Here is a 26,552-nt window from a genome sequence, read left to right on the forward strand (position 1 = left end):
TCCTATGGTCTTTTTTTAATGTACTTATTGTGGAATTACTAATCTTTGGCCATTTGAAATGTTATTACTAGATAAGCCGTTCGCTTGTTTCAGTTTGTTAACATTTTCAACAGTACCTTCTCCGTAGTATTGAATCGCGATGCGATATAGGTTCTCGTTACCTGATACGACATGCGTTTGTTGTCCTGAATTAGTATTATTTGATTGATTGTTATTACTATTATTTTGGTTACCACTGTTCTGAGTGGCTTGTGAATTAGCATTATCACTGTTGCTATTTGAATTATAAGCATCGCTATCTGATGATGAACTGTTGTCAGATGCGTTTGATGAATCATTGTTGTCAGAAGTACTACTATTATCATCGCTTGAATTACTTGATGATTCATTATCAGTTGTAGCTTTGTCACTTGAGTCATCATCTTTAGTGGCATTATCTTTATTCTTGTCACTGTCGTCGCTAGCTTTGTCTTTGCTATCTTTGTCATTATCTTTGTTTGCAGTTTGTTCAGTTTTGTTATTATCAGCTTGGTCGCTATCTTTTTTATCATTGTTTAAATACATACCAATAAAGATAGCAAGTGCTGCTAGAATTAGTAATAACGCAATTAATGGAAGTAAAAGACCTGCTAAACCACGTTTCTTTTTACCATTGTGAGCTTGGAATCCATCATTATCCTCTTGATATTTTTTATCATCGTGCTCTTCATTCGTATGATTATCTTTATGATTGTGATGGTCTTTATTATCTTTTTTATGTTTTGCGGCTGCTACACCAGTAGCACCAGCGGCACCTGCAGCACCAGCACCGACTGCAGCTTTTTTCCCTTTATTACCTTTTTTTGATTCATCTTTAGAAAGATGTTCTTGATTGTCATCTAGTTGCTTTTCATTGTTATGTTTTTTATTGCGATCACGCTTATGATCATGATTTAAATGATCGTCATCTTTATGTTCATTATGATTTGAACGATGATTTGTGTCTTTATTTCGTTTATCCTTAGCAGCTTTGGCACCAGCAGCACCAGCGACACCAGCACCACCAGCAAGTGCAGCATCTTTACCATGTTTTGACTTATCATGTTTATTTGCATCGATATGCTCTTGTTGATCACGACGGTGACGATCATCATCATTTAAACTTTCATTATCATAGTCTTTATCATGCTTTCTGCTTGATGCTTCATGACGATGATTTTCTCGAGACGATTGATTATTAAAGTCTCTATCGGGTGAGTGTTCATCATCCTTATGTATTGATGCTTTATCTAATTGATTCTCTTTTTGGTTGTGTTGTAACTCATTTAAAGAGTCTTCATCGTGTCGATCATCAAGTGAACCAGTAGCATTTGAATCAGAAGTTTGATTATCGAATTTTCTGTTTTTATTTGTAGCTTGATTACGTCTTCTTTGACGTCTTTGTGCATTTCTAGGTGGGAATTGTTGATCTGATTGATTCTCAAATTCATCTGAATGATTTAAGTTATCATCAAACTCATTTGTGTTTTCTTCGAATTGGTCATCAGAATTGATAGACTGACGATTTTTTTCGAAATCATCTCTAAAATTATTTTTAGACACGGTCATCATCCTCTCTTAATTAAATATTTTAATATCACATACCATATACCCCACAAAGTGTGAAATATGTATAGTATCACGATATTTCTTGAAAAAACTTTAAGTATTTTAATTATATCCTCTTAAAATAATTTTAGTAAAGAAAAGCAACTATACTTTAAATAAATATTTTAACTTTTCGCTATAATTTAATTTTCTTTTAACTTTTTTTCGGTTTGTAACGTGAATGGATTCTAAATCCGAATCAATGTCACAGCATTGTTTAGGTTGAAGTGGTGTATCGCCAAAAAATTCTAATAAATAGCGGCGTCTACATTGATCTAAAGATGTATATCCAATCATCCTTTGATAACCTAATTTTTTACGTATTAAAGCGTTGTTGAAAATTGATTTAAGCACTTTGGATGAATACCTTTGGCTTAAAATGGATAGAATTTCTTCCTTTTGTGGTGGTAGAAATGCGCCAATATCATAAGCGTCGATATCTTCAGTTGTAATCGCATCACTAAAAAGTAATGTTTCCAAAATGAAGCTATCATCAGGTTGATATAGGCTTATCGCTTGGCTTGGTAAATTATCTCTACCTGCTCTACCTATTTCTTGTAAATAGTTTGATGGACTTGTCGATAAATGAAAGTGAATCACTGTTCTAATATCTTTTTTATTGACCCCCATACCGAAAGCGCTTGTGGCCACAATAACGGGTATAAAGTTTTCCATAAATTGATTTTGAACGGTATGGCGTTCTTGATAAGATAGATCACCGTGGTATATACCAGTTAAATAACCATGGTGATAGATCATGGTCGCTAATTCTAAGCATACTTTTTTGGATGAAACATAAATGATTGTAGGTCCAGATTGTTCTAAAAAGTTTAATAACCACTGGATTTTACTATCATCATCATCAAAATTGAGATGTGAAAAAGCAATATTTTGTCGATTCATAGAAGTCTTAATAACAGTTAATTCCTTAGATAAAATAAGATTTAAATCTTTTTCGAGATGAGGTGGCGCTGTCGCCGTTAGGGCTAATATGGTTGCATTCTTGTAATAAGATGTAATTTCTCCAATAATTGCATAGTGTGGTCGAAAATCATATCCCCATTCTGATAGACAATGTGCCTCATCGAGTACTATTAAACCGAAATCTATGTTCTTAATTAATTTGAAATTTTGAGATTGTAACATAAATTCTGGACTTAAAAACACAAATCGACTTTTTTGTAGTAAATTTATATTTTGCCTTTTTTCATTTTCATCCATACCTGAGTGAATAGAAGCAACTAATTTCTCTCCTTGAGATTTCAATTGCATGACTTGGTCATCCATAAGAGAGATTAAAGGTGAAATGATGAGAGTTGGCTTTTCTTTTATATAAGTTGGCATTTGATAACATAAACTTTTGCCACTACCTGTTGGAAGAATTCCTAACGTATCTTTATCACTCAATACGCTTTCAATAATTTCTTTCTGACCCGGATTAAATGAGGAGAAACCGAACCATTCTTTTAATTTATCTTCAAGCACTTAACTCACCTCTTTCAATTCCAATAATTAATAATTTGATTTGAAAATAAGACAATTGATTGAATTGCTCTTTATATATTTTTAATCGATGTCCTCTATTCTGGTGATAAAATTCTATGAACGAATTATAATCTGTCGTACTTACATATTGTTGATACGCTGTAAAATAACCTTTAATAAATAATTCAAGTACATGGTCTTCAATCGTATTGATTTTAACATTTTGAGTCACTGCAGCTTCATTCATTGAAAGTCCTTTGAGTAATTGATGATATGTAATTGTAGTTTTATTTAGTAATGTGGGTAAAATAATGGTTTGAGATAATATTGGAAATTGTTCTTTATGCTCTAATGCAAACATCATTTGAACTAAATTATTCAATTCATGGACAAATAATTCGGTTACTGGTATGTCTTCAATGAGAGAAACTTGTTGACGCGTATACATTGGTTCTTCATATCCTTGTAGATAATAATGAATCAAACAGTTGCCATTGCACGTTTCATTAATGATATGAAAAAGTTGCTCAATTTCATTTTCTAAATCATTAATTAAGTCACTCTCGATGATAGTTGAATATAATTGCTTTACTTTATTTTGAACTGTGACTTGTTGCGTAATAGGTATAAAGTCTAAATGATTATTTTTGTAATGCGTCATCGTTTGTATAAGTAATTGAATACAACTAAATGTTTGAATGATACTATCGTATGTAAACCTTGGATGAATAGTAATGGTGATATCTTGGTCATCATTACTATTCAAAAATCGCTCAAAAGACGGATATTTTAATTTAGGTAAACTGTGATATAATGATAAAAGTTGTTGGGAACATGCATCAAAAAAAGTTTGATGTGATTTTTTCCCAATTAAAATATTATAGATACTTTTATTGGTTTTATATTCGAATGAATGATTTGATGCATAGGTAATAATAGAATGCATTAATGATTCCTCACTTTATGTAACTAATAAAATAGTAAATAAATTAATCGAAGTGTTAGTTAACATTTGTTATACTAGTGTAGCATTTTTATCAAAGGAGGCGAAGAATTTGGCAAAGTATACAATCGTTGATATGGATACATGTATTGCTTGTGGCGCATGTGGTGCTGCGGCGCCAGACATTTACGATTATGACGACGAAGGTATTGCTTTCGTAATCCTTGATGATAATCAAGGTACTGCAGAAGTACCAGAAGAATTATATGAAGATATGGAAGATGCGCTTGAAGGTTGTCCAACTGATTCAATTAAAATTGAAGAAGAACCATTTGATGGTGATGCCCTTAAATTTGAATAGTTTATGGCACAATCAAATAAATGTTAAATCTCCTATTGCTGAGTACTTAATCCAACAATAGGAGATTTTTTATGATAAAACGCGTTTTAATCGATTGTATAATAGTACAAATATAATTGAAATCACAACACCTTTAATAATATTAAAAGGTATAACACCAGATAAAATGACAATTTTTAAATTATTAAATACATCTCCTAAATTAAAAATCATCCCATATAATGGAAGCAACACAAAGTAGTTTAATACACTTAACACAATCGTCATAACTATAGTACCGATTGCGAGTCCTATAACTAAAGTACGTGGCGTATGTGCATGTTTTCTTTGACGTTTTGTAACATAGTAAGCGGATAATAAGAAACTTACACCTGCTAAAAAGTTAGCAACTGGGCCCACTGGATCGCCCATGTTAAATAAAAAGTTAAGTATATTTTTTATGAGTGCTACGATAATACCAGCAACGGGACCCAAAAGGAATGTTGCTAATAATGTTGGTACATCACTAAAGTCTAATGTTAAGTATGGCGGTAAAAATGGTAGCGGAAATTTGATAAATGTTAAAATGAACGCTATCGCACTTAACATACTTATCGTGATAAGACGTTTGTTTTGTTGCATATTGAATTATCTCCTTCCATTCATCTTACTTAGAATAGGAGATAATTTTGCACAACAAAAAATCTCCATCTTCTCCCATCCAGACTATACTGTCGGCTTCAGACTTTCACTGAATCAGCCACTTCATAAGAAGCGGGTCGCAGGCTTGAATTACTGCCGGTTGGGACTTACACCCTACCCCGAAGATGAATTATAACTATATATTAATTTAATTTTTATATTACCTTAAGTGATCACATTGCGCAATAATGGTGCTTAAACTGATTAGATAAAAAAAGAGTGAAATCAGATTCAACATGAATTCTGACCCACTCTTGGTCTAGCAATTTCATTTTTTAGAATAAAAGCTAGTACGTTAAGTAAAACCTCGTGATGTACGAGTTTCTAATGTAACTTAAATTAAAGCGCTTGATAGATAAGGCGTAAGATTGTAATCATATTAGCACTTAGGTTTAGGTAATTTAATGATAAATGTTGTACCTTTGTTTACTTCGCTTTCTACTTGAATAGAACCACCATGTTCTTCGATAATCATTTTGCAAATAAATAATCCTAAACCAGTACCTTGTTTCCCTCTCGTTCTTGATGCTTCGACTTTATAAAATCTATCAAAAACAAGTTCAAGATGTTCCGGAGATATACCACTTCCGGTATCGCTAATGTACAGTGTCTGATATGTGTCAACAGATGATGAAGTGATTGTAATTGAATCACCTGGTTGAGTATAACGTGTGGCATTATCAATCAGATTTGTAAGTACTTGATCAATACGATCGGCATCATAATCCCACAATTCATCAGTCATTTCTGGCGCGAGTGACATGTCTAACTCTAAATCTTGTGCCTGTTGTTTATACTTCATTTGCATTTTAGTTAATAAAGGTTTAATGGGTTGTTTCTCTTTATTAACAGTTAAACCTTCTGCATCCATACGCGCTACATTCAATAATTCATTGACTAGACGATTTAAACGTTTTGTTTCATCAAGCACGATAGATAAAGAGTCTCGAATTTCATCGGGCTCTGTTACAATGCCATCTACAATGGACTCTGTATACCCTTGTAGTAAAGAAATAGGAGTTCTTAATTCATGTGAAACGTTAGCAATGAAGTCTTTTTTCATTTGATCAAGATTATGTTCGTTGGTCATATCTCTAATAATGACTACTAGACCACTACGGCCATCTTGTTGGATTCGCTCGATATAACTCATGATAATGACATAATATTTGTTATTAATTTCGTATTCTTGGAATTCTGTATTCTTTGAAACAAATGTTTTTTCGATTTGCTTTTCAATATCTTTATATACAGGTGCACTAAGTGATTTAGTAATATCATCAGCCATTTTATTTGAAAGAATAACTTCTCTTTTGTCATTTAGGCCTAGTACACCTTCTATCATAGAATTGATTAGACTATCTCTAATATTTTTTTGAGTTGAAAGTGCTTCAATATTCTCTTGTATTTCAGAACTCATATGATTGAAAGTATGTGATAATTCACCTATTTCATCTTTAGTTGAGACGCTTGTCTGTTTAGAATAGTCCCCTTTAGATATATTTAATGCTTGCGTTCTAAGTTGTCTCAAAGGTTTCGTAATTCTATTTGATAAAAAGAAAGCAAATACAGTTGAAATAGCAATAAAGATAATCGCAGTAATTAGTATGATAATTGTAATTGCATTATTCGTATCTTCAATAGATTTTAAATCTTGATATATAAATACAGCACTATACTTTGAGTTTGCATTGTCTTGTGCTTTCATTGGATAGCCCAATAGAATATAAGAGTGCGAGTTACCATTATTACTAATGGTTATATTTTGGGTAGTAGATTTACCCTTTGAAAAGACTTGTTGGAATTTGGCATTATTGTGTATTGCTTCAAGCATTTTATTTTTAGTTTCACTATTAGAATGATTAAGACTTGAAGATTTATTTGCCATAATAATCACGCCACCTGAGCCATCAATTAATTGTTGGCTATGTTGAATGGCTAACGTCTTATTATCAGCTTGTTCAACTAAGTGACTAATTCTAGACGCGTCTTCCCTTATAGCATTTTCAGTTTGTTGAGTGTAATAATACTGTATAAATGTAATTAAAGCTGCACTTAATAAAATTAAAACTGTCGTTACTATGAAAAGTATAGTTAACCACAGTTTTATTACCACACTATTTAGTCGGTTCGTCATTAGACTTTACCTCGAATTTGTAACCAACACCCCATACAGTTTGAATCATATGTGCAGCATCTTCAGATACACGATTAAGTTTCTCACGAAGGCGTTTTACATGAGTGTCTACCGTTCTTAAGTCTCCGTAAAACTCATAATGCCATACTTCTTTTAATAGTTGTTCACGATCAAAAACTTTATTAGGTGTCTTAGCTAAATAAATAAGTAACTCATATTCTTTAGGCGTTAAATTCACTTGTTGATTATCAGCTAAAACGCGATGCGCATCATTATCAATGATTAAATGATTAAATTCTATAACATCTCTTGCGTGAGGTTCACTTTGTTCAGGTTTAGAAGATTGCGTTCTACGCAATAATGCTTTAACTCTTAATACAACTTCTCTTGGAGAGAATGGTTTAACGATATAGTCATCAGCGCCTGATTCAAACCCCTCAACCCTATTTGTTTCTTCACCTTTAGCAGTAAGCATAATAATAGGTGTGTCTTTATGTTCACGTAATTTAGATGCCACTTCAATTCCATCCATCTCTGGTAGCATCAAGTCTAAAAGTATGCACGCATAGTCATTCTCCATTGCAAGATCATAGGCTTCTTTACCATCACTTGCTTCATGAATCGTAAACGATTCTCTCTCTAGGTAGAGTTTAAGTAATCTTCTAATTCTATCCTCATCGTCTACAATTAAAATTTCGTTTGTCATTTTGTTTATACCTCCTACACATGCTGAATACACTCAATATTATAGCATATAGCATGATTGAAAGCTTTACTTTAAAGTTAACTTTGTGAAAAAAATAGCAAGAGAAATTAAGTTAAATTAAATTCTCTTACTATTGTAAAATATTATTTATTTATTTTCCATTTTCTGCCATGTGTCTTAATACTTTAACTTCATGTGGTGTTAGGACTCTACCTTCACCTGCATTTAAACCTTTAAGATTTAAGTTACCGAACTCAATTCTTGTTAATTTATCAACTTGGTGACCAAAGTGTTCAAACATACGACGAACTTGACGATTTCTACCTTCACTTATAGTAATTTCTACAAGTGTAGTGTTTTTATCTTTATCTTGTTTTTTTACTTTCACTTGTGCTGGTTGCGTAAACCCATCTTCCAGTTCGATTCCTTTTTCTAAAGCTTTGACTTCCTCTCGCATGAGATATCCTTTTAATTTAGCAACATACTTTTTCTGAATGTGGTATCTAGGGTGTGTCATTAAATTCGTAAATTCACCATCATTTGTTAGTAGTAATAGGCCTGAAGTATCATAATCCAATCTGCCAACTGGATAAATTCTAGTCTCTAAATCTTTAAAATAGTCTGTGACTACTGTACGTCCTCTATCATCAGACACACTTGTGATCACTTGCGTTGGTTTGTAGAATAATATATACATTTTGTCTTCTTGTTCTATTTTAATGCCTTCTACTTCAACAGTATCAGAACTTTTAACTTTAGTACCTAGTTCAGTCACAGTTTCACCGTTGACTTTTACTTTTCCTTCTGAAATTAAAGTTTCAGCTTTTCTGCGTGACGTATACCCACTATTAGCAATGCGTTTTTGAAGCCTTTCTAATTCTTTGCTCATTTCGTATCTCCTTTTTGATTTACTAAATTACTAAAGAAATCTTCCATCTCTTCTTCATCTTCTTCAGTCGTTGGTAAATCTTCAATTTTTTCTATTCCGAATACATTTAAAAATAAATCTGTTGTTTGTAAAGCATGACTACGAGAATTTTCAACATCTTTTGCTTCAATTAAACCACGGGCAATTAAAGTTCTAACTGCACCATCGGAATTAATGCCTCTAATTAATTCGATATCACTCCGCGTTAATGGTTGATTATATGCAATAATCGATAATGTTTCCATTGCTGCCTGTGATAACTTCATATTTGATTTTTGTTCAATGAGTTGTTCAATATAAGGTGATGCTTCTTTCTTTGAAGTTAAGATATAAGTTGAACCAAATTTTTGAATCATTAAACCACTTGAAGTATACGATGACACTAATTCAGCTAATTTTGCTTGATTAATATCTAGAATCTCTAAAATTTGCTTTTCTTCAAGACCCTCATCTCCCGCTGTATATAGCAATGCCTCTATGATTCCATGTTTATCCAAGATTAAAATTCACTCCTCTAACGATACGTATATCATCAAAATTTTTAACTTGTTCAATATTGATTTGTCCAGATTTAGACATTTCTAATATTGCTAAGAAGTGAGTAACCACTTGTTCTAATGGTTCACTAAAAGTAAACAAACTAAAGAAGTTAAACGATGTATGATGTTTTAATTGTGTCGTTACTTTTTCAGTTGCTTGTTGAATCGTAAAGCTTTCTTTAACGATGTCAACAGTCTTAGGTGTATTAAGTGCTAGTCTATTTTTAACACGTTGATAAGCAACAATTAAATCAGTTAAATCTAATGTTTGACTTTGATCCCATGTGACGTCTTTTTCAAGATGGGATAAATCAGTTGGGTGCTTAGTGAAATAGTGCTCGCGTTCTTCTTTCTTTTCGGCTAATAATTCTGTATATTCTTTATAATTTTGATATTCAATAAGTCGACCTACTAAATCTTCTCGTGGATCTTCCTCTAAATATTCATCAACATCATGTTGCGGTAGCAATAATTTGCTTTTTATCATTAATAACTCAGATGCCATAACTAAATATTCACTCGCTATATTGATTTCTAATTGTTTCATAGCGTGAACATATTGCATATATTGTTCTGTTAATGATTTCATAGGTATATCATAAATATCAATTTCATATTTTTGAATTAGGTGTAGTAATAAATCTAAGGGGCCATTGAAGGCATCTAATTTTACTTCATACATGTTAATCGTCCTTATACTGAATCTAAATCGTGCATAATTTACTAAAGTATTATAGCATGAATATTACAAACATTAAATTAAGGATGAGTCGGATTGGAAAAAGCCTTAATCGATTTTTATTATTATTTTCATAAACAGCAACATTATTTCTTATGTCATGATATTTTAGAGGATGCATGGAAAGCAAATAGTCAGTTTTCTAAAAAGGATGGCATTGTAAGCCTAATTTTATTTTCTACTGCCATGTATCATTATAGAAGAGGAAATACCAAAGGTGCGCGGATAACTTTTGAGAAGTCATTAAATACTTTTAATGGCGCATATGATAAAACTGTGCTAAATCTTAGTGAACACGCATTTCAAACATTAATTGTGAATGAGATTAAAGCTATAGATGACTTGAAACCATTCAAACCGGTATATTTGCCTATCAATTCAACCTTTGAAAAACAAATAATAGATAGGTATCCAGATTATTCATTTACATTTCTTTCTACTGAAGATAATTATATTGTTAATTATCACAAACTTAGAGATAGAAGCGATGTGATCAATGCCAGACAACAAGCATTGATGTATAAAAAGAGGATGAGGAGTTGGATGGATGATTAGTTAAAATTCAAACTGCCACTAAATAACTCGCTTTACTGTAGAAATAAAGCGTATTCTATTAAAGTCTGAGTCAAAAATAATAAAGTAATACTATTTGGGATTTTCCCAATAGTTGACTGATTGATGAATACACTTAAGTTAAGTTGCTTTTAGTTCTAGTCGTCATTTAAGGTAGAGCCCCTAGCAAAGAGAATTTCAAAAAGAAATTCTACAATCAAAGCAAGCTGGGGATACAGAAATAGTCAGTCTCTACGCCCCTCTCCTCATTCCTTAATATAAACCAATCTCCTTTTGAGTAATCCTCTATCTAATATTAATCATAACCATAAATACTTAATTCTTTTAAGCTCTTGGGTGGAATTGATTATACATCTGTCTAATCTGAGTTTTAGAAACATGTGTATATAATTGTGTAGTCGAAATATCAGAATGACCTAACATTTCTTGAACTGCACGTAAATCTGCACCATTCTCCAATAGGTGTGTTGCAAATGAGTGTCTTAACGTATGAGGTGTCAATGTTTTATTGATATTTGCCTTTAAACCATACTGTTTAATTAGTTTCCAAATACCCTGACGTGTCAATGGTCGTCCATGCATATTTAAAAAAAGCACGTTAGTGACTGTTTTTTTAAGTAATTGAGGTCTAACAGAATTGATATATGAGTCTAGATATTCGATTACAGTATCGCCTAATGGGATGATACGTTCTTTGTTCCCTTTACCAAACACTTTTACAAACCCCATAATTAAATTAACATCGTCTATCTCGATTTGTATTAATTCAGTCACACGCATTCCAGTCGCATATAATAATTCGAGAATTGTACGGTCACGGTATCCATTATTTTTATTTAAATCTGGTGTTTCAAGTAACTGAATCACTTCTTCAACATCTAATACATCTGGAAGTTTCTTCTCGTACTTAGGCGTTTCAATAAGAACTGTAGGATCTTTCGCTGCATATTTCTCACGTAGCGCAAATTGATGGAAACTGCGAATCGTTGAAATAAATCGCGCAATAGATTTAGCAGAAGCCCCCTGATCTATTAAATGACCTAGACATTCTTGAATCGTTTGTCTATCAATAAAATCAATATGCGCAATTTTGTTTTCTTGCATATATATTTGATATTTTTTTAAGTCTCGGCGATAGGCACCTATCGTATTTTCGCTTAAGCCTTTTTCGATTTGTATAAATTTTAAATATTCTTCAATAATTGTTTCCATTACAACACCTCTATTTGAATAGACTCACATTAAACTATGATGTGATATTAAGAAAGACTAAGACAATCATTTGAAATTGTCCTAGCCTATTATTTGTTTATTTTCCTTTTGCTTGGCATTCATCACAAACACCGTGAAACGTTAATCTGTGATCTAAAATTTTGAAGTTATATTCTGTTTCGACTCTTTCTTCAACTTGTGGTAGTAAATCTTCATGGATTTCATCTACTTTACCACATTCCATGCACACTAAATGGTGATGGAAATGTTTAGCGCCCTCTTTTCTTAAATCGAAACGAGCAACACCATCACCAAAATTAATTTTATCGACGACTTTTATTTCGGCTAGAAGTTCTAACGTTCTATAGACAGTAGCTAAACCTATTTCAGGTGCTTTGTCTTTTACTTTCAAATATACATCTTCAGCACTAAGATGGTCTTTTTCATTTTCAATTAGAACACGGACAGTAGCTTCTCTTTGTGGTGTTAATTTATATGAAGATTGTTGTAATTGTTGTTTTACGCGATTTAATCGTTCTTCCATGGGAGCGACACTCCTCTATTAATAATTATAATCATTTTAAATTGAAAACATTTCAATTACTAAATTACCAATATTTTCAATTAAATGCAAGCTATTTACAGTACTTAATTAGAATGATTATAATTTAATAATATATGCTGCAACCCAATGATTGTTTTAGCATCCTCGATTTCATGATTATCAAGTAATGCTTTTATTTCTGAAATAGGCACTTTATGCAATTCTACAAACTCATCTTCATCTAAATTGAGTTGACCTTCACTTAGGTTACTGCTGAAATAAATCGTAAGTTTCTCATTGGTGAACCCAGGGCAACCATACATGTCAGTAACAAATTCTAAGTTATTTGCAACATAACCTGTCTCTTCTTCTAATTCGCGTTTAGCAGCTTCTTCACGTATTTCATCTTGTTCTAATTTTCCAGCTGGAATTTCTAATAATGCTTTTTCAACTGGTTTACGAAATTGTTTAACAAGTAATACCTCATCATTTGGCGTTATTGCACAAACTGCTACCGCACCGTTATGATAAACTAATTCTCTTCTAGATGTATTCCCATCAGGCAATTCTACATCATGTATTTCTAAATCAATAATTTTACCATTGTAAATAACAGTTCTATCGAAAGTTTTCTCATTAAATTCCAAAAAATTCACGTCCCTTTTAATTCAGTATATAAATTGGTAAGATGAATGCGTTACTTAAAGTGTATCGAAAGGAGATTGGACATGCAAAAGAATATTTTAAAGAGTGGCATCGAAATTTCAGAATTAGGATTAGGATGTATGAGTCTAGGCACAGATTTTGCCAAGGCTGAACCTATCATTGAAAAAGCAATTGAAAGTGGTATTACGTATTTTGATACTGCAGATATTTATGACAGAGGCATTAACGAAGAAATTGTAGGCAAAGCTTTAAAAAAATATCAAAATCGGGATGATATTATAATTGGAACGAAGGTAGGAAATCGTCCTACTGAAGATGGCGGGACTACATGGGATCCATCTAAACAATATATTAAGGAAAGTGTTAAAGGTTCTTTACAACGATTAGGATTGGACCATATCGATTTATATCAATTACATGGTGGAACGATAGATGATCCATTAGATGAAACAATCAGTGCATTTAATGAGTTAAAACAAGAAGGTATTATTAAAGCCTATGGTATTTCTTCAATCCGTCCTAATGTTATCGATTATTATTTAAAACATAGTGAAATCGAGACAATTATGTCTCAATTCAATTTAATTGATAATCGACCAGAACAATTATTAAATGACATACATGCCAATGGTGTTAAAGTATTAGCACGTGGCCCTGTGTTTAAAGGGCTATTAACTTCTAATAGTATTGATGCCCTAGATCATAAATTCAGTGAGGGCATATTTGATTATACACATCATGATTTAGGCGAAACGATTGCTTCAGTTAAAGAAATAGAAAGTAATCTTAGTGCTTTATCATTTGAATATTTAAAATCTCACGATGCACTTGGTGCAATCATCGTTGGTGCTAGCTCACCACAACAATTAGAAGAAAATGTTAATAATTACAATAAACATGTAAGCCTAGATCAAGTAAAAGCAGCTCGTGACAGAGTGAAAAACTTAGAATACACACAGCATTTAAAATAATGTTGTTATAATACAGAAGCTTTTGAGACATAAATGATGTATAAATACTGTTTTGCTAAACCACAGTGCGGGATGGGACTAAGAATTTATAAAAGAATTTTGACCCACTCCCGCCTTTTTATTACAACTCAAATCTAACTTTAATACTGCTTATAGTAAGTGTAATGACCATTGTGATTTTCGTCTTTGATCGTCACATTCATGATCTCACCTCTCAAAATTAATTCATGAAATTTGAAATCTATGAATGATTGTTCGTCAGCATTTAGTAAGTCATAATTATTCTCCCCTATTAAATCTACAATTGTAAAAATGGAATGTGGTGGTAATGCATTCATATTCTCAATACATTGTTTAACGTTATGGTTCACACAACATAACATACAATCACTCCGATCTATTGTTTGTTTTTGAATAAAAATGGAAAAAGTGATTCAAGCAACCTAGGGAATAATTGATAAAATTTTAAAGTGGTGTGCATCCATTTAGGTTGATTGATTTCACATTTATGTTTAATTATCCCATTAATAATATCATTAGCTAATAAAGTTGGATCTAACATCATTGCGTCATACTTGTGTGCATAAGCGAGACTTGGGTCTGCCTTTTTATGAAATGCTGTTCTAATCGGACCAGTATTCACAGACATTACATGAAAAAATGGATGTTCCAGTCGTAGTGCATTTAATACCGCATTCAGAGCCGCTTTAGACGCACCGTAATGCGCGGCATTAGCTTGTGTGACAAAAGCAGCTTGACTAGAGATTCCAACAATACTCGCGTGTGGAGACAATTGGTTCATTAAAGCATGTAATAATAAATTAAACCCGATAATATTAACTTCATACGTTTCAGTCATTTCATCAGGTGTGTGTTGGTTGATTGATTTAAAATACCCTAAACCAGAACTATAAATAATGCCATCTATTTGCGTATCGATATATTGAGGTAATTGGCTAATTGCATGTTTGTCTTGCATATCACACGGAATCATTTGAACATTATGTTCATATGGTGAGAAGTCAATGTGTTTATATTTTTGTTTGCTTCTAGCAATTAATGTAACATGCGCGCCCTTTTGAATAAGCTGTTTAGTGATTTCGAGACCTAAGCCACTTGTACCACCAGTTACCACATAGTGTTTACCTATCATAGACATTTCCTCTCTAACTTTGAATAATTTTATATTACCTTAAACTATTTAGTGTATAAAGTTTTCTAGTAATTGAGTTTAAATCTAATTGCATGCACTAACTTTTATAACAAATCATCCAAAGAATCATCTAAGCTAAAGCTTATGCGTATAGTGGCACTAACTTTTATAAAAAGAAGTGCCATAAGGATCACCTGAGCTAAAGCTCATGCGTAAAAAATGAAGATATAAATGATACAATGATACTATTTTGATATTCGCAGTAGCTGACTGAACTGAAAAGGCGCTTAAATCAAGCTTTTTTCAGTCCTAGTCATCCTTGCGGGCGGGGCCCCAGCAGAGAGAATTTCATTAAGAAATTCTACAAGCAAAGCAAGCTGGGAGCGGACGACGAATTGTAAAAAATTCCCCAAAGGATCACCTAAGCTAAAGCTTATGCGTATAGTAGCACTAACTTTGTTTCAAAAAGAAGTGCCATAAGGATCACCTGAGCTAAAGCTCATGCGTATAGTAGCACTAACTTTTTTTCAAAAAGAAGTGCTACTTATATGTTACTATGGGTTTATAAATTAAAGAGTGAGGATGATGTTGTCAATGAAATTAGTTTTTTATGGTGCAGGTAATATGGCACAAGCAATTTTTAAAGGAATTATTAATTCTAAAAAATTGAAGTCACATGATATCTACTTAACGAATAAATCTAATGAGGAAGCTTTGAAAAATTTCGCTGAAGAATTAGGTGTTGAATATAGTTATGATGATGAAAAGTTACTCCAAGATGCCGATTATGTATTTTTAGGATCTAAACCTTATGATTTCGAAAAAGTAGCTCAACGTATTCAACCGTTTATTAGTGAAAACAATCGTTTTATTTCTATCATGGCTGGTTTACCTATTAACTATATCCAAGAACAATTACAAGTTGAAAATCCAATCGCTCGAATCATGCCTAATACGAATGCCCAAGTGGGTCATTCAGTGACAGGTATTAGTTTTTCTGGAAATTTCGGACCAAAATCAAAGGAAGAAGTTATTGATTTAGTTAACGCGTTTGGTTCGGTAATTGAAGTAAACGAAGACCATTTACACCAAGTAACAGCCATTACAGGAAGCGGTCCAGCTTTCTTATATCATGTTTTTGAACAGTATGTTAAAGCAGGAACAGATTTAGGGCTTGGAAAGGATCAAGTTGAAGAATCAATTAAAAATTTAATTATCGGTACAAGTAAAATGATTGAAAGATCAGATTTAAGTATGGAACAATTGCGTAAAAATATTACCTCTAAAGGTGGAACGACACAAGCAGGTTTAAATGCCCTATCACAACATGATATTGAGGCAATATTTAAAGATTGTTTAAATGCAGCAGTTCAACGTAGTGTTGAATTATCAAAAAATGAAGATAATTAAATTAATATATAGAGAAAAGACTGAGGCGTTACATTGCCCCAGTCTTTTATATGAAATAAAATTGCACCTAGTATTTTAAAAATATATTGTTTTAAATTTTAAATGTATCAAAATCCTTAACAAATTCAAAGTGAGGAACATTTTCATTAGCTTTTAATTGATGTCTAATAGTATCTATCTCATCATAATTATAACGATTACTCAAATGCGTAATTAAACTTCTCTTAACATTAGCTTGCTTTATCAAACAAAATACATCTTCAATATGACTATGGTGATAGTTATTGGCTAATGTTTTTTCGCCTTCAATATAAGTAGCCTCATGAATCATTACATCAGAATCTCTTGCAATGCTTAACTCTGATTGACAAGGTTTCGTATCTCCAAAGATAGAGATGATTGGTCCAGGTTTAGCTGGTCCTTTGAAATCTTCAGAATTGTAAATTTGGCCTTCATGTTCAAAATTATCATAAGCCTTTACTTCTTGGTACTTAGGCCCAGGATATAAACCTATTGATTTGAGTGCTTCGACATCAATAGTCCCTGGCGTTGTTGGTGATTCAATGCGATAACCATAAGAAGGAATACCATGATTTAATAATTTGGCACTAACTGTAAAGCCTTTATGATGATATGTAAACTGATTATCAATTTCAATATATGTGATTGGATAATTTAGATGAGATTCGGATAATCTTAAAGAAGTCTCAATGTATTGTTGTAATCCTTTAGGGCCAATAACTGTTAATGGTTTATCTTCCCCACCTTGAAAAGAACGACTCGTTAATAAACCAGGTAATCCGAAAATGTGATCTCCGTGCATATGCGTTATAAAAATGTGGTCAACTTTTCCAAGTTTAATTGAATGATGTAAAATTTGATGTTGTGTGCCCTCTCCGACATCAAATAGCCATATACTATTCGAAAAAGGTTCAAGGTTTAAAGCAATCGCTTGCGTATTTCTCTCTTTGGTAGGTAACCCCGCACTTGTTCCGAAGAATGTAACTTCCATGCATATGCCTCCTTTTCTTTCATTATATTTTATCATATGTGATTTATTTTGCTATAAAAAGTCATAAAATAAATGCATGTGTTTCATTTTGAGTTATAATGATATTAAATTGTGCATCATTCCATAATTCAAGTGCCTTTGTAGAAACAATAAAATTAGGCAAATAAGTTTGAAGCGGTGCAAATATATTTTATAATAATACAATCATAGTATTAAAAGAATTGAGGTTTTGAACTTGAGTAAACATTCTAAACATATTCCTTGTTTAATTACTATTTTCGGTGCAACCGGAGATTTAAGTCATAGAAAGCTATTTCCATCATTATTTCACTTATTTCAACAAGATAATTTAGACGAACATATCGCTATCATAGGAATTGGACGTAGAGATTACACGAATGAAGTATTTCGTGAACAAGTTAAAAGTTCTATTCAAAAGCATGTTAAAGATACATCACAGATCGATGCGTTTATGGAACACGTATACTATTTTAAACATGACGTAAGTGATGAACAAAGTTATAATTCATTATTGAACTTCTCTAATGAATTAGATTCAAAATATCAATTAAAAGGTAATCGCTTATTTTACTTAGCAATGGCACCTCAATTCTTCGGTATTATTTCAGATTACTTAAAATCATCAGGTTTAACTGATACAAATGGATTTAAACGATTAGTCATAGAAAAACCATTTGGCAGTGATTTGAAATCAGCGGAGCAATTAAATAATCAATTAAGACGATCATTTAAAGAAGAAGAAATATATAGAATAGACCATTACTTAGGTAAAGATATGGTGCAAAATATTGAAGTTTTACGTTTTTCAAATGCGATGTTTGAACCGTTATGGAACAACAAATATATTTCAAATATTCAAGTAACGTCTTCAGAGGTGCTCGGAGTTGAGGATCGTGGAGGTTATTATGAATCTAGTGGTGCATTGAAGGACATGGTTCAAAACCATATGTTACAAATGGTTGCACTTCTTGCGATGGAAGCGCCAATTAGTTTGAACAGTGAAGATATTCGTGCTGAAAAAGTTAAAGTATTGAAGTCACTTAGACAACTAGACCCACAAGAAGTAAAACAAAATTTTGTACGCGGTCAATACGATGAAGGATTTATTGATGGTCAAAAAGTCATCGCTTATCGAGATGAAGATCGTGTTGCTGAAGATTCAAACACACCTACATTTGTTTCAGGCAGATTAACTATTGATAATTTCCGTTGGGCAGGCGTACCATTCTATATTAGAACTGGTAAACGAATGAAGTCGAAATCGATTCAAGTTGTAGTTGAATTTAAAGAAGTGCCAATGAACCTGTATTATCAAACAGATAAATTATTAGACTCGAACTTATTAGTTATCAATATTCAACCTAATGAAGGCATATCTTTACATTTAAACGCGAAAAAGAATATTCAAGGTATTGATACTGAACCTGTACAACTATCTTATGCTATGAGTGCTCAAGATAAAATGAACACAGTAGACGCCTATGAAAATTTACTTTTTGACTGTTTAAAAGGTGATGCAACAAACTTTACACATTGGGAAGAATTAAAATCAACTTGGAAATTTGTGGATGTTATTCAAGATGAATGGACAATGAATGAACCTAATTTCCCTAACTATGCGTCTGGTACAAATGGCCCATTAGAAAGTGATTTATTGTTAAGTAGAGACGGTAATCACTGGTGGGATGATATTCAATAAATCATCAATTTATAACTATGACTATGCGTCTGGAGCAAAGATAATATTTTGAGATTTCTGAGCAAGTACACAGAGTTGAGAATGTACTTAAATTAGGCTTTTACTTGGTTCTCAGCAACTGTGAGCGCGAGAGTTACGGCATAAAGACATTTCTTTAATAAGCAAGTTGGGAGTGGATGAATGAATTTTTCTAGAATTCTGTCCACTCCCCTTTTCTATTCTTCTCAAAAAATTTTTTATATAGCACATGTTAAGATGTATATTTTCAAAAAATAAGGTAAAATAAAAGTTAATGATTGTATATTTATTGGAGTGAGAGTTTTGGACGTTATCAAGCAGATACAACAGGCAATTGTATTTATCGAAGATCGTTTGTTAGAGCCGTTTAATTTGCAAGATTTGAGTGATTACGTTGGTCTTTCTCCTTACCATCTTGATCAATCATTTAAAATGATTGTTGGACAATCACCTGAACACTATGCGCATGCTAGAAAAATGACTGCAGCTGCTAAAGAAATGGTTCAAAGTTCTTCAAGGTTAGTAGATGTCGCAAAAAAGTATAACTACAATAGTTCTAATGATTTTGCGAATGACTTTAGTGATTTCCATGGCATTTCACCAATTCAAGCATCTACCAAAAAAGATGAATTAAAATTACAAGAACGTTTATATATAAAGTTAACAACGACTGAACGAGCGCCTTATCCATATAGACTAGATACTACAGAAGATATAGCATTAGTAGGTTATGTTCGTTATATTGAAGCAAACGATTTATCTAATCCTTATAAAGTTCCCGATTTTTTAGAAGATTTAATTCTTGATGGTAAAATTAAAGATTTGAAAAGGTATAATAATATAAGTCCATATGAGTTATTTGTAATTACTTGCCCATTAGATCGTGGTTTAGAATTATTCATAGGTGTTCCAAGTGATAGATACCCTTCTCATTTAGAAAGTAGAGTGTTGCCTGGTAGACATTATGCAAAATTTAATCTTCAAGGCGAAATCGATTATGCTGTAAATGAAGCTTGGTATTATATTGAATCCAGTCTACAACTCACTTTACCATATGAAAGAGATAGCTTATATGTAGAGATTTATCCTTTTGATATCTCATTTGAGGACCCATTCACTAAAATTCAATTATGGTTGCCTATTGAACAAGAAACTTATGACATGTAAGTCATGCGATAATAAGTATTAATGAGTACTTTTTATCTACTTACATTTCTTAAATAACGAGGAATATAGTCTAATTAAAAAGACGGGAGTGGGACAGAATTCTTTTTGAATTCGTCGTCCCACCCCCGCAAGGATGACTAGAACTGAGAAAAGCTTGATTTAAGCGCCTTCTCAGTTCAGTCAGCTACTGCGAATTTGCTAAATAGCATTATGATATTATTTATGTCACAGCCTCGTCTTTATTAAATTAAATTTCTGCGACAAATGCTTCAAATGGTTTGAGTGCTGCTACGTCTAATTGACTTGTGTAATTGTGTAGTTTGATTGCTTCATCATCGATAGCAAAAGGTAATGTTAATGAACTTTGTTTATCAGTTAAATTACCTGCAACTACTACAGTTTTGCCATCTAATTGTCTTGTATATGCAAATACATTTTCATTATCAGCATCAATCAAATCAAATTGGCCATACGTATAGATATCATGAGATTTTTTTAATTGTATTAATTGTTTGTAGAAGTTAAGTACAGAGTCCGAATCTTCTAATTGCTGAGCAACATTGATTTTTTTATAATTCGGGTTAACTGGGAACCAAGGTTCACCTTCCGTGAATCCACCATTTGGACTATCATCCCATTGCATAGGTGTACGTGAGTTATCTCGATTTTCCATTTTATACTTATCTAGTAATTGATCAACATCTCCACCTTGCGCTTTGACAATTTGATATTCATTTCTAACAGCAACATCATTAAATGTTTCAATACTTTCGAAAGGATAATTAGTCATACCGATTTCTTGTCCTTGATAGATAAACGGTGTACCTTGTTGTAAGAAATAGACAACTGCATGACTTGTAGCGGATTCAAACCAGTAATCTTTATCATTACCCCAAGTAGACACACGTCGAGGTTGATCATGGTTTTCTATGAAGAGTGCATTCCAACCAATTCCTTCTAGTCTCTTTTGCCAACGATTTAAAACCGTTTTATATGATTTAACATCAAATTGAGAATCACCAGTACTCCACAAGCCTAAATGTTCAAATTGGAAAATCATATTGAATTTCCCTTTATCTTCGCCTACCCAGTCTTCTGCATTATCTGGATTAACACCATTCGCTTCTCCAACAGTCATAATGTCATATTTACTAAGTGACGCATCTTTCATTTCTTGTAACCAATTCTGAATACCTGGTTGATTCATATCTACATCAAAGGCTGGAGCATATGTCTTTCCTTCTGGTACAGGTAAGTCGCCAGCTTCAAATGTTTTCTTAATATGGGTTATAGCATCGACACGGAAGCCGTCAATACCTTTTTCAAACCACCAGTTCATCATGTTAAATACTGCTTCACGTACATCTGGGTTATCCCAATTTAAGTCTGGTTGTTTTTTACTAAATAAATGGAAGTAATATTGGTTCGTTGTCTCATCAAATTGCCAAGTTGACCCATTAAAGATACTTTCCCAATTATTAGGTTCAGAACCATCCTCTTTAGGGTCTGCCCAAATGTACCAGTCTCTTTTTGGATTATCTTTACTAGATTTAGATTCAATAAACCATGGATGCTCATCAGATGTATGGTTAACGACTAAATCTAATATGAGTTTCATACCACGATCATGTACCCCTTTTAATAAGCGGTCAAAATCTTCCATTGTACCAAATTCATCCATAATATCTTGATAATCACTGATGTCATAACCATTATCATCGTTAGGCGATTTATACATTGGACTTAGCCAAATAACATCTATACCTAATTCTTTGAGATAATCTAATTTTTCGATTACACCTGGTAAATCACCAATACCATCATTATTACTATCATTAAAACTTCTTGGATAAACTTGATACGCTACTGCTTCTTTCCACCAATTTTTTGTCATAAGTATGCTCCTTTATCGTTTTGTAGTTGATACCCTCTCTACTATTTGAGTTGAAATCATTTTTGCAGTAAAAGAAATAGCTTTATTCCCTAATACATCAATGATTGTATTACCTGCTGTTAGGCCTAGTATATCTGGGTTAATATTTACACTTGTTTGTGATGGCGTTGCGTTTTCAGTGAGAAAAGATGTATTAAATGTAGCAGTTTGTATATCATCTGGAATGCGGATTTGATATTCATACAGCACATTCAATAATTGCATATTCAACATAGCATCAGACGTTATAATCACTGTAGGCTTATGACGAACATTAATACAAAAGTGTTTTATACAATCACGCAAATCTTTGATAGACGCTATTACGGCGTAGTTAATAGGAATGTTAACGTTGTTACAGTATTGTTTAAATCCTTCTGTACGATCTTCTGTAACTGCATAATGTCCAGATTCTTGTAAAAATAACATTGACCGATGACCTAATTGATACAAATACTTTGCTAATTGATAAGCTGCATCGACATTATCATTATCGATGTGTATGACTTGATCATAGTTTAAAGATTTCCCAATGATAAGATAAGGCACATTAAACTCATGAAGTAGTCGTTCTACAGGATCATCTTGCAAAGAATACAAAAGAATAAAGCCATCTACACTTTTAGATTGAATCATTGTCTTTACTTCTTCGTATAGGTCAGCGCTTTTCTCTGATACAGTCATTCTAGTTGAATAGCCTCTTCGATTACATGCCTGATTGATACCGTTGAGAACATCGCTATTAAACGGATTTTGACGTATTTCAGGTGCAGAACTTTTTTGTATTAATCCAATAGTCAATGTTTTATTTGTTATTAATGTTCTCGCCGCTTGATTAGGAATGTATCCTAATTTGGCCATAGCTGTTTTGACTTTAATAGTAGTCGAATCACTAATTTTCGGATTGTTTTGTATGACTCTTGATACTGTAGATGTAGCTACATTAGCCTCTTTTGCAACATCTTTAATTGTAACCGTCGTATATCACCTCACTAAGATTTTATAGTAAACGCTTTCATATTCATCTATATTTTTATCGTATAGAATTCATTATTGTAAGTCAATCATTTTGTGCAATCGTTTGCACTAAATGCAAAAAAAGAGGAGTGAAACAGAAATAGTATTGTTTCAAAATATATTTCTGTCTCACTCCCAGCTTGCTTAGCTTGTCGCATTTCTTGATGAAATGCTGTTTTCAAGAGCCTCGAGTTGGTTTGAAAGAAGCTTGTTACAAGTTCATTTTTAATACAGTCAGCTACTTTGATTTTGCAAAATAGCATCAATATATTATTTAAGTCTTAGGCGCTTCTCTAAAGTATTAGTGATTATTCCTCAACCCATTGTGTATGGAAGATACCTTCTTTATCTTTACGTTCATACGTATGTGCCCCGAAGTAATCACGTTGCGCTTGAATTAAGTTTGCTGGTAAATCTTCAGAACGATAACTATCATAGTAGTTTACGCTGGCAGAGAATCCGGGTGTTGGTACACCGTTACGCACACCTGTTGCTACTACGTCTCTCAACGCATCTTGATATTCTGTGACAATACCTTTGAAATAAGGATCTAATAAAAGGTTTTGTAATTCTGAGTTATTATCATAAGCGTCTTTAATTTTTTGTAAGAATTGAGCACGAATAATACAACCTTCACGCCATATCATTGCTAAATCGCCCAGTTTTAAATTCCATTCATTTTCTTCGCTAGCTTTACGCATTTGCGCAAATCCTTGTGCGTATGAACAAATTTTACTCATGTATAAAGCTTTGCGGATTTTTTCTAAGAATGCTTCTTTATCACCAGTAAATTCTGCTTTAGGGCCATTTAATTCTTTAGAAGCAATTACACGTTCTTGTTTAATTGATGAAATGAAACGCGCAAATACAGATTCAGTAATAATTGTTAAAGGAATACCTAATTCTAAAGCATTGATAGAAGTCCATTTACCTGTGCCTTTTTGACCTGCAGTATCTAAGATTTTTTCAACAAGTGCTTCATTGTCATCGTCTAATTTAGTAAAGATATCACCTGTGATTTCAATTAAATAACTTTCTAACTCACCGGCATTCCATTCTTTAAACGTTTTAGAGATGTCTTCATGTGACATGCCTAATAAATCTTTCATCATTGCATAACTTTCTGCGATAAGTTGCATATCTGCATATTCAATACCATTATGAACCATTTTAACATAGTGGCCTGCACCATTTGGTCCTATATATTCTACACATGATGCACCATCTTTAGCTTTTGCAGCTATGGCATCTAATATATCACTTACTTTATTGTAAGCTGCTTCTTGACCGCCTGGCATTAATGAAGGACCAGTAAGGGCACCTACTTCACCACCAGATACGCCCATACCGATAAAGTTAATACCACTTTCAGCTAAGGCTTTATTTCGACGGATTGTATCTTGATAATTAGTGTTACCACCATCAATTAAAATGTCATCATCATCTAATAATGGCAGTAAACTGTCAATTGTTGCATCTGTTGCAGGACCAGCTTTGACCATTAATAAAATTTTACGTGGTTTTTCTAATGAATTCACAAATTCTTCCAAAGAATATGTTGGGTGAATTTGTTTACCTTTAGATTCATTCACCATCTCATCTGTTTTTTCACTTGAACGGTTGAATACAGATACGCTATACCCACGTGATTCGATATTCCAAGCCAGGTTTTTTCCCATTACAGCTAAACCTACTACACCTATTTGTTGAGTCATATTACTTACCTCTCTCATTCAATTTTTCAATAGTATTGTATCATAAAACTAGAATGTACTTCACTAAACTAAATTACGATTTAGCTACTAATTCAATAATTTTGACAATTTGTGTTGCTAAGTCGTTGAGAGACTTAATTGAAATGCGTTCTGATGTAGTGTGAATGTGTTCATAGCCAACACCTAAAATGACTGTAGGGATTCCAAATGTATTAATAATACTACCATCTGAGCCACCTCCAGCAATAACAGTATCACCAGTTAATCCTAATTCTTTCGCACTATTTATAGCATATTGCGTAACTTTATCTTCATCATTTAATTTAAAGCCAGGATAGCTTTTCTCAATTATTACTTTGGCTTCTCCACCAAATTCTTGTGCAGTTGACTCAAATATTTCTTTCATATGTGCTACTTGTTGCTCAATACTTTGATCATTATGAGAACGTGCTTCAGCTTCTAGCACGACTTCATCTGCAACAATATTAGTTGCAGAACCACCGTGAAATTTACCTATATTTGCAGTTGTATATTGATCAATTTGACCTAATTTCATACGACTTATTGCTTTTGCGGCAATATTAATTGCACTAATCCCTTCTGAAGGCGTACTAGCATGAGCAGTTTTCCCTAAAATAGTCGAATTGATGACCATTTGAGTTGGTGCACCTACGACTGTTGTACCAACAGGTTGACTAGCATCGACAGCATAACCAAATTCAGCGTCTATGAGTGATTTATCTAATTCTTTTACACCTTTAAGACCTGACTCTTCACCAACAGTAATTATGAATTGAATTTGACCATGTGGTATTTTATTGTCATTAAGATACTGTATTGTCTCAATAATTGCTGCTAATCCTGCTTTGTCATCCGCACCTAAGATGGTTGTTCCATCTGAGTATATATAGCCATCATCATTAATTTGAGGTTGAATATTTAAACCTGGCACTACGGTATCCATATGGCTCGTGAAATAAATTTTAGCTACGTCTTGGTTATCACTTGTTGCGGGCAATGTACATATAAGATTATTAGCACCTAACCATGACTTTTCTGAAGCTCTGTCTTCAGCAACATGTAAACCTAATGCTTCAAATTTCTTTTTTAGAATGGGTTGGATGACTTCCTCATGACCTGTTTCAGAATTTATTTTCACTAATTCTAGAAATGTTTCAAGTAATCGTTGACTGTTTATCATTGTGATAAAACCCCTTTCTTATTTAATTTCTATTTTAACTAACTTTCTACAATATCAAAAATAAATTGATTGCCATTTGTATTAAAATCATTTAT

25 protein-coding genes and 1 riboswitch are annotated in these 26,552 nt (G+C 32.7%); of the genes, 6 read left to right on the top strand and 19 right to left on the bottom strand.

Going from position 1 to position 26,552, the window contains the following annotated elements; genetic code table 11:
• Nucleotides 1-24: 24 nt before the first annotated feature.
• The 3 genes from ebpS to AK212_RS04560 all read right to left on the bottom strand — a co-directional run bounded on the left by ebpS (nt 25) and on the right by AK212_RS04560 (nt 4,057).
• Entirely contained in the window at nt 25-1,587 is a 1,563-nt protein-coding gene (gene ebpS / locus AK212_RS04550; protein ID WP_156304841.1) for an elastin-binding protein EbpS, read from the bottom strand.
• 144 nt (nt 1,588-1,731) lie between these two features.
• Nucleotides 1,732-3,111, bottom strand: coding sequence for a RecQ family ATP-dependent DNA helicase (locus AK212_RS04555; protein ID WP_053029447.1), 1,380 nt, complete (start codon nt 3,109-3,111; stop codon nt 1,732-1,734).
• The gene (locus tag AK212_RS04560; RefSeq protein WP_053029448.1) at nt 3,104-4,057 is read right to left on the bottom strand and encodes a YpbB family protein; all 954 of its coding nucleotides are present in this window, start codon (nt 4,055-4,057) and stop codon (nt 3,104-3,106) included. The genes AK212_RS04555 and AK212_RS04560 overlap by 8 nt, the downstream gene beginning before the upstream one ends.
• Nucleotides 4,058-4,166: 109 nt before the next feature.
• Here AK212_RS04560 and AK212_RS04565 point away from each other — a divergent pair, with 109 nt between their 5' ends.
• Nucleotides 4,167-4,415 carry a ferredoxin gene (locus AK212_RS04565; RefSeq protein ID WP_002449743.1) on the top strand — a complete coding sequence of 83 codons (249 nt, stop codon included), beginning with the start codon at nt 4,167-4,169 and terminating at the stop codon, nt 4,413-4,415.
• A 69-nt stretch (nt 4,416-4,484) separates the two neighbouring features.
• Here the strand turns inward: AK212_RS04565 and AK212_RS04570 are convergent, their stop codons facing one another.
• The 6 genes from AK212_RS04570 to AK212_RS04595 all read right to left on the bottom strand — a co-directional run bounded on the left by AK212_RS04570 (nt 4,485) and on the right by AK212_RS04595 (nt 10,088).
• The gene (locus AK212_RS04570; protein ID WP_053029449.1) at nt 4,485-5,036 is read right to left on the bottom strand and encodes an ECF transporter S component; all 552 of its coding nucleotides are present in this window, start codon (nt 5,034-5,036) and stop codon (nt 4,485-4,487) included.
• A 63-nt stretch (nt 5,037-5,099) separates the two neighbouring features.
• Nucleotides 5,100-5,227, bottom strand: a riboswitch (FMN riboswitch).
• A 248-nt stretch (nt 5,228-5,475) separates the two neighbouring features.
• Entirely contained in the window at nt 5,476-7,233 is a 1,758-nt protein-coding gene (locus AK212_RS04575) for an ATP-binding protein (protein ID WP_053029450.1), read from the bottom strand.
• Complete coding sequence (locus AK212_RS04580; RefSeq protein WP_053029451.1) at nt 7,214-7,939, bottom strand: response regulator; 726 nt, start codon at nt 7,937-7,939, stop codon at nt 7,214-7,216. The genes AK212_RS04575 and AK212_RS04580 overlap by 20 nt, the downstream gene beginning before the upstream one ends.
• Nucleotides 7,940-8,090: 151 nt before the next feature.
• Complete coding sequence (locus AK212_RS04585; RefSeq protein ID WP_053029452.1) at nt 8,091-8,828, bottom strand: pseudouridine synthase; 738 nt, start codon at nt 8,826-8,828, stop codon at nt 8,091-8,093.
• Nucleotides 8,825-9,364 carry an SMC-Scp complex subunit ScpB gene (gene scpB / locus AK212_RS04590; protein WP_053029453.1) on the bottom strand — a complete coding sequence of 180 codons (540 nt, stop codon included), beginning with the start codon at nt 9,362-9,364 and terminating at the stop codon, nt 8,825-8,827. The genes AK212_RS04585 and scpB overlap by 4 nt, the downstream gene beginning before the upstream one ends.
• Nucleotides 9,357-10,088 carry a segregation and condensation protein A gene (locus tag AK212_RS04595; protein ID WP_053029454.1) on the bottom strand — a complete coding sequence of 244 codons (732 nt, stop codon included), beginning with the start codon at nt 10,086-10,088 and terminating at the stop codon, nt 9,357-9,359. Before AK212_RS04595 ends, scpB begins: the two co-directional genes overlap by 8 nt.
• A gap of 93 nt (nt 10,089-10,181) precedes the next feature.
• On the opposite strand from AK212_RS04595, the gene AK212_RS04600 reads away from it, so the two are divergent.
• On the top strand, nt 10,182-10,700 hold the full coding sequence (locus tag AK212_RS04600; RefSeq protein ID WP_053029455.1) for a DUF309 domain-containing protein: 519 nt from the start codon (nt 10,182-10,184) through the stop codon (nt 10,698-10,700).
• A gap of 342 nt (nt 10,701-11,042) precedes the next feature.
• Here AK212_RS04600 and xerD read toward each other — a convergent pair whose 3' ends face one another.
• From xerD to AK212_RS04615, 3 genes are all read right to left on the bottom strand, one after another.
• Nucleotides 11,043-11,930, bottom strand: coding sequence for a site-specific tyrosine recombinase XerD (xerD, locus tag AK212_RS04605; RefSeq protein ID WP_053029456.1), 888 nt, complete (start codon nt 11,928-11,930; stop codon nt 11,043-11,045).
• Between the two features lie 97 nt (nt 11,931-12,027).
• Nucleotides 12,028-12,474, bottom strand: a complete 447-nt coding sequence (gene fur / locus AK212_RS04610) for a ferric iron uptake transcriptional regulator (protein WP_053029457.1) — start codon at nt 12,472-12,474, stop codon at nt 12,028-12,030.
• A 104-nt stretch (nt 12,475-12,578) separates the two neighbouring features.
• Nucleotides 12,579-13,121, bottom strand: a complete 543-nt coding sequence (locus AK212_RS04615) for an NUDIX domain-containing protein (protein ID WP_053029458.1) — start codon at nt 13,119-13,121, stop codon at nt 12,579-12,581.
• 81 nt (nt 13,122-13,202) lie between these two features.
• On the opposite strand from AK212_RS04615, the gene AK212_RS04620 reads away from it, so the two are divergent.
• Nucleotides 13,203-14,111, top strand: coding sequence for an aldo/keto reductase (locus AK212_RS04620; RefSeq protein WP_053029459.1), 909 nt, complete (start codon nt 13,203-13,205; stop codon nt 14,109-14,111).
• A 140-nt stretch (nt 14,112-14,251) separates the two neighbouring features.
• Here AK212_RS04620 and AK212_RS04625 read toward each other — a convergent pair whose 3' ends face one another.
• On the bottom strand, nt 14,252-14,494 hold the full coding sequence (locus tag AK212_RS04625) for a hypothetical protein (RefSeq protein WP_053029460.1): 243 nt from the start codon (nt 14,492-14,494) through the stop codon (nt 14,252-14,254).
• A gap of 14 nt (nt 14,495-14,508) precedes the next feature.
• Nucleotides 14,509-15,264, bottom strand: coding sequence for an SDR family NAD(P)-dependent oxidoreductase (locus AK212_RS04630; protein ID WP_053029461.1), 756 nt, complete (start codon nt 15,262-15,264; stop codon nt 14,509-14,511).
• 594 nt (nt 15,265-15,858) lie between these two features.
• Between AK212_RS04630 and proC the strand changes: the two genes are divergently transcribed.
• Nucleotides 15,859-16,674: a pyrroline-5-carboxylate reductase gene (gene proC, locus AK212_RS04635; RefSeq protein ID WP_053029645.1), complete on the top strand. Its 816-nt coding sequence runs from the start codon at nt 15,859-15,861 to the stop codon at nt 16,672-16,674.
• A gap of 91 nt (nt 16,675-16,765) precedes the next feature.
• Here proC and rnz read toward each other — a convergent pair whose 3' ends face one another.
• The gene (gene rnz, locus AK212_RS04640) at nt 16,766-17,686 is read right to left on the bottom strand and encodes a ribonuclease Z (protein ID WP_053029462.1); all 921 of its coding nucleotides are present in this window, start codon (nt 17,684-17,686) and stop codon (nt 16,766-16,768) included.
• Nucleotides 17,687-17,921: 235 nt separating this feature from the next.
• Here rnz and zwf point away from each other — a divergent pair, with 235 nt between their 5' ends.
• Together zwf and AK212_RS04650 are read left to right on the top strand one after the other, a co-directional pair.
• Nucleotides 17,922-19,406 carry a glucose-6-phosphate dehydrogenase gene (gene zwf / locus AK212_RS04645; RefSeq protein ID WP_053029463.1) on the top strand — a complete coding sequence of 495 codons (1,485 nt, stop codon included), beginning with the start codon at nt 17,922-17,924 and terminating at the stop codon, nt 19,404-19,406.
• A gap of 321 nt (nt 19,407-19,727) precedes the next feature.
• Nucleotides 19,728-20,591: an AraC family transcriptional regulator gene (locus AK212_RS04650; protein ID WP_053029464.1), complete on the top strand. Its 864-nt coding sequence runs from the start codon at nt 19,728-19,730 to the stop codon at nt 20,589-20,591.
• Between the two features lie 247 nt (nt 20,592-20,838).
• On the opposite strand, the gene AK212_RS04655 is transcribed toward AK212_RS04650, so the two are convergent.
• The 4 genes from AK212_RS04655 to AK212_RS04670 all read right to left on the bottom strand — a co-directional run bounded on the left by AK212_RS04655 (nt 20,839) and on the right by AK212_RS04670 (nt 26,457).
• On the bottom strand, nt 20,839-22,485 hold the full coding sequence (locus AK212_RS04655) for a glycoside hydrolase family 13 protein (protein ID WP_053029465.1): 1,647 nt from the start codon (nt 22,483-22,485) through the stop codon (nt 20,839-20,841).
• A 12-nt stretch (nt 22,486-22,497) separates the two neighbouring features.
• Nucleotides 22,498-23,493, bottom strand: a complete 996-nt coding sequence (locus AK212_RS04660) for a LacI family DNA-binding transcriptional regulator (protein ID WP_053029466.1) — start codon at nt 23,491-23,493, stop codon at nt 22,498-22,500.
• 356 nt (nt 23,494-23,849) lie between these two features.
• Complete coding sequence (gene gndA, locus AK212_RS04665) at nt 23,850-25,256, bottom strand: NADP-dependent phosphogluconate dehydrogenase (RefSeq protein WP_053029467.1); 1,407 nt, start codon at nt 25,254-25,256, stop codon at nt 23,850-23,852.
• A gap of 73 nt (nt 25,257-25,329) precedes the next feature.
• A complete protein-coding gene (locus tag AK212_RS04670) occupies nt 25,330-26,457 on the bottom strand; it encodes a M20/M25/M40 family metallo-hydrolase (RefSeq protein ID WP_053029468.1) in 1,128 nt (375 codons plus the stop codon).
• Between the last annotated feature and the right edge of the window lie 95 nt (nt 26,458-26,552).

It is taken from the genome of Staphylococcus borealis (assembly GCF_001224225.1).
Classification (GTDB): domain Bacteria; phylum Bacillota; class Bacilli; order Staphylococcales; family Staphylococcaceae; genus Staphylococcus; species Staphylococcus borealis.

Excerpts from the sequence above, each read along its gene's own strand:
- AK212_RS04560 (WP_053029448.1), bottom strand. The coding sequence starts at position 4,057 with ATGCATTCTATTATTACCTATGCATCAAATCATTCATTCGAATATAAA.
- rnz (WP_053029462.1), bottom strand. The coding sequence starts at position 17,686 with ATGGAAGTTACATTCTTCGGAACAAGTGCGGGGTTACCTACCAAAGAG.
- AK212_RS04655 (WP_053029465.1), bottom strand. The coding sequence starts at position 22,485 with ATGACAAAAAATTGGTGGAAAGAAGCAGTAGCGTATCAAGTTTATCCA.
- fur (WP_053029457.1), bottom strand. The coding sequence starts at position 12,474 with ATGGAAGAACGATTAAATCGCGTAAAACAACAATTACAACAATCTTCA.
- AK212_RS04585 (WP_053029452.1), bottom strand. The coding sequence starts at position 8,828 with ATGAGCAAAGAATTAGAAAGGCTTCAAAAACGCATTGCTAATAGTGGG.
- AK212_RS04625 (WP_053029460.1), bottom strand. The coding sequence starts at position 14,494 with ATGTTATGTTGTGTGAACCATAACGTTAAACAATGTATTGAGAATATG.
- proC (WP_053029645.1), top strand. The coding sequence starts at position 15,859 with ATGAAATTAGTTTTTTATGGTGCAGGTAATATGGCACAAGCAATTTTT.
- AK212_RS04595 (WP_053029454.1), bottom strand. The coding sequence starts at position 10,088 with ATGTATGAAGTAAAATTAGATGCCTTCAATGGCCCCTTAGATTTATTA.
- AK212_RS04580 (WP_053029451.1), bottom strand. The coding sequence starts at position 7,939 with ATGACAAACGAAATTTTAATTGTAGACGATGAGGATAGAATTAGAAGA.
- AK212_RS04670 (WP_053029468.1), bottom strand. The coding sequence starts at position 26,457 with ATGATAAACAGTCAACGATTACTTGAAACATTTCTAGAATTAGTGAAA.
- AK212_RS04630 (WP_053029461.1), bottom strand. The coding sequence starts at position 15,264 with ATGATAGGTAAACACTATGTGGTAACTGGTGGTACAAGTGGCTTAGGT.
- AK212_RS04570 (WP_053029449.1), bottom strand. The coding sequence starts at position 5,036 with ATGCAACAAAACAAACGTCTTATCACGATAAGTATGTTAAGTGCGATA.
- AK212_RS04620 (WP_053029459.1), top strand. The coding sequence starts at position 13,203 with ATGCAAAAGAATATTTTAAAGAGTGGCATCGAAATTTCAGAATTAGGA.
- AK212_RS04575 (WP_053029450.1), bottom strand. The coding sequence starts at position 7,233 with ATGACGAACCGACTAAATAGTGTGGTAATAAAACTGTGGTTAACTATA.
- gndA (WP_053029467.1), bottom strand. The coding sequence starts at position 25,256 with ATGACTCAACAAATAGGTGTAGTAGGTTTAGCTGTAATGGGAAAAAAC.
- xerD (WP_053029456.1), bottom strand. The coding sequence starts at position 11,930 with ATGGAAACAATTATTGAAGAATATTTAAAATTTATACAAATCGAAAAA.
- ebpS (WP_156304841.1), bottom strand. The coding sequence starts at position 1,587 with ATGACCGTGTCTAAAAATAATTTTAGAGATGATTTCGAAAAAAATCGT.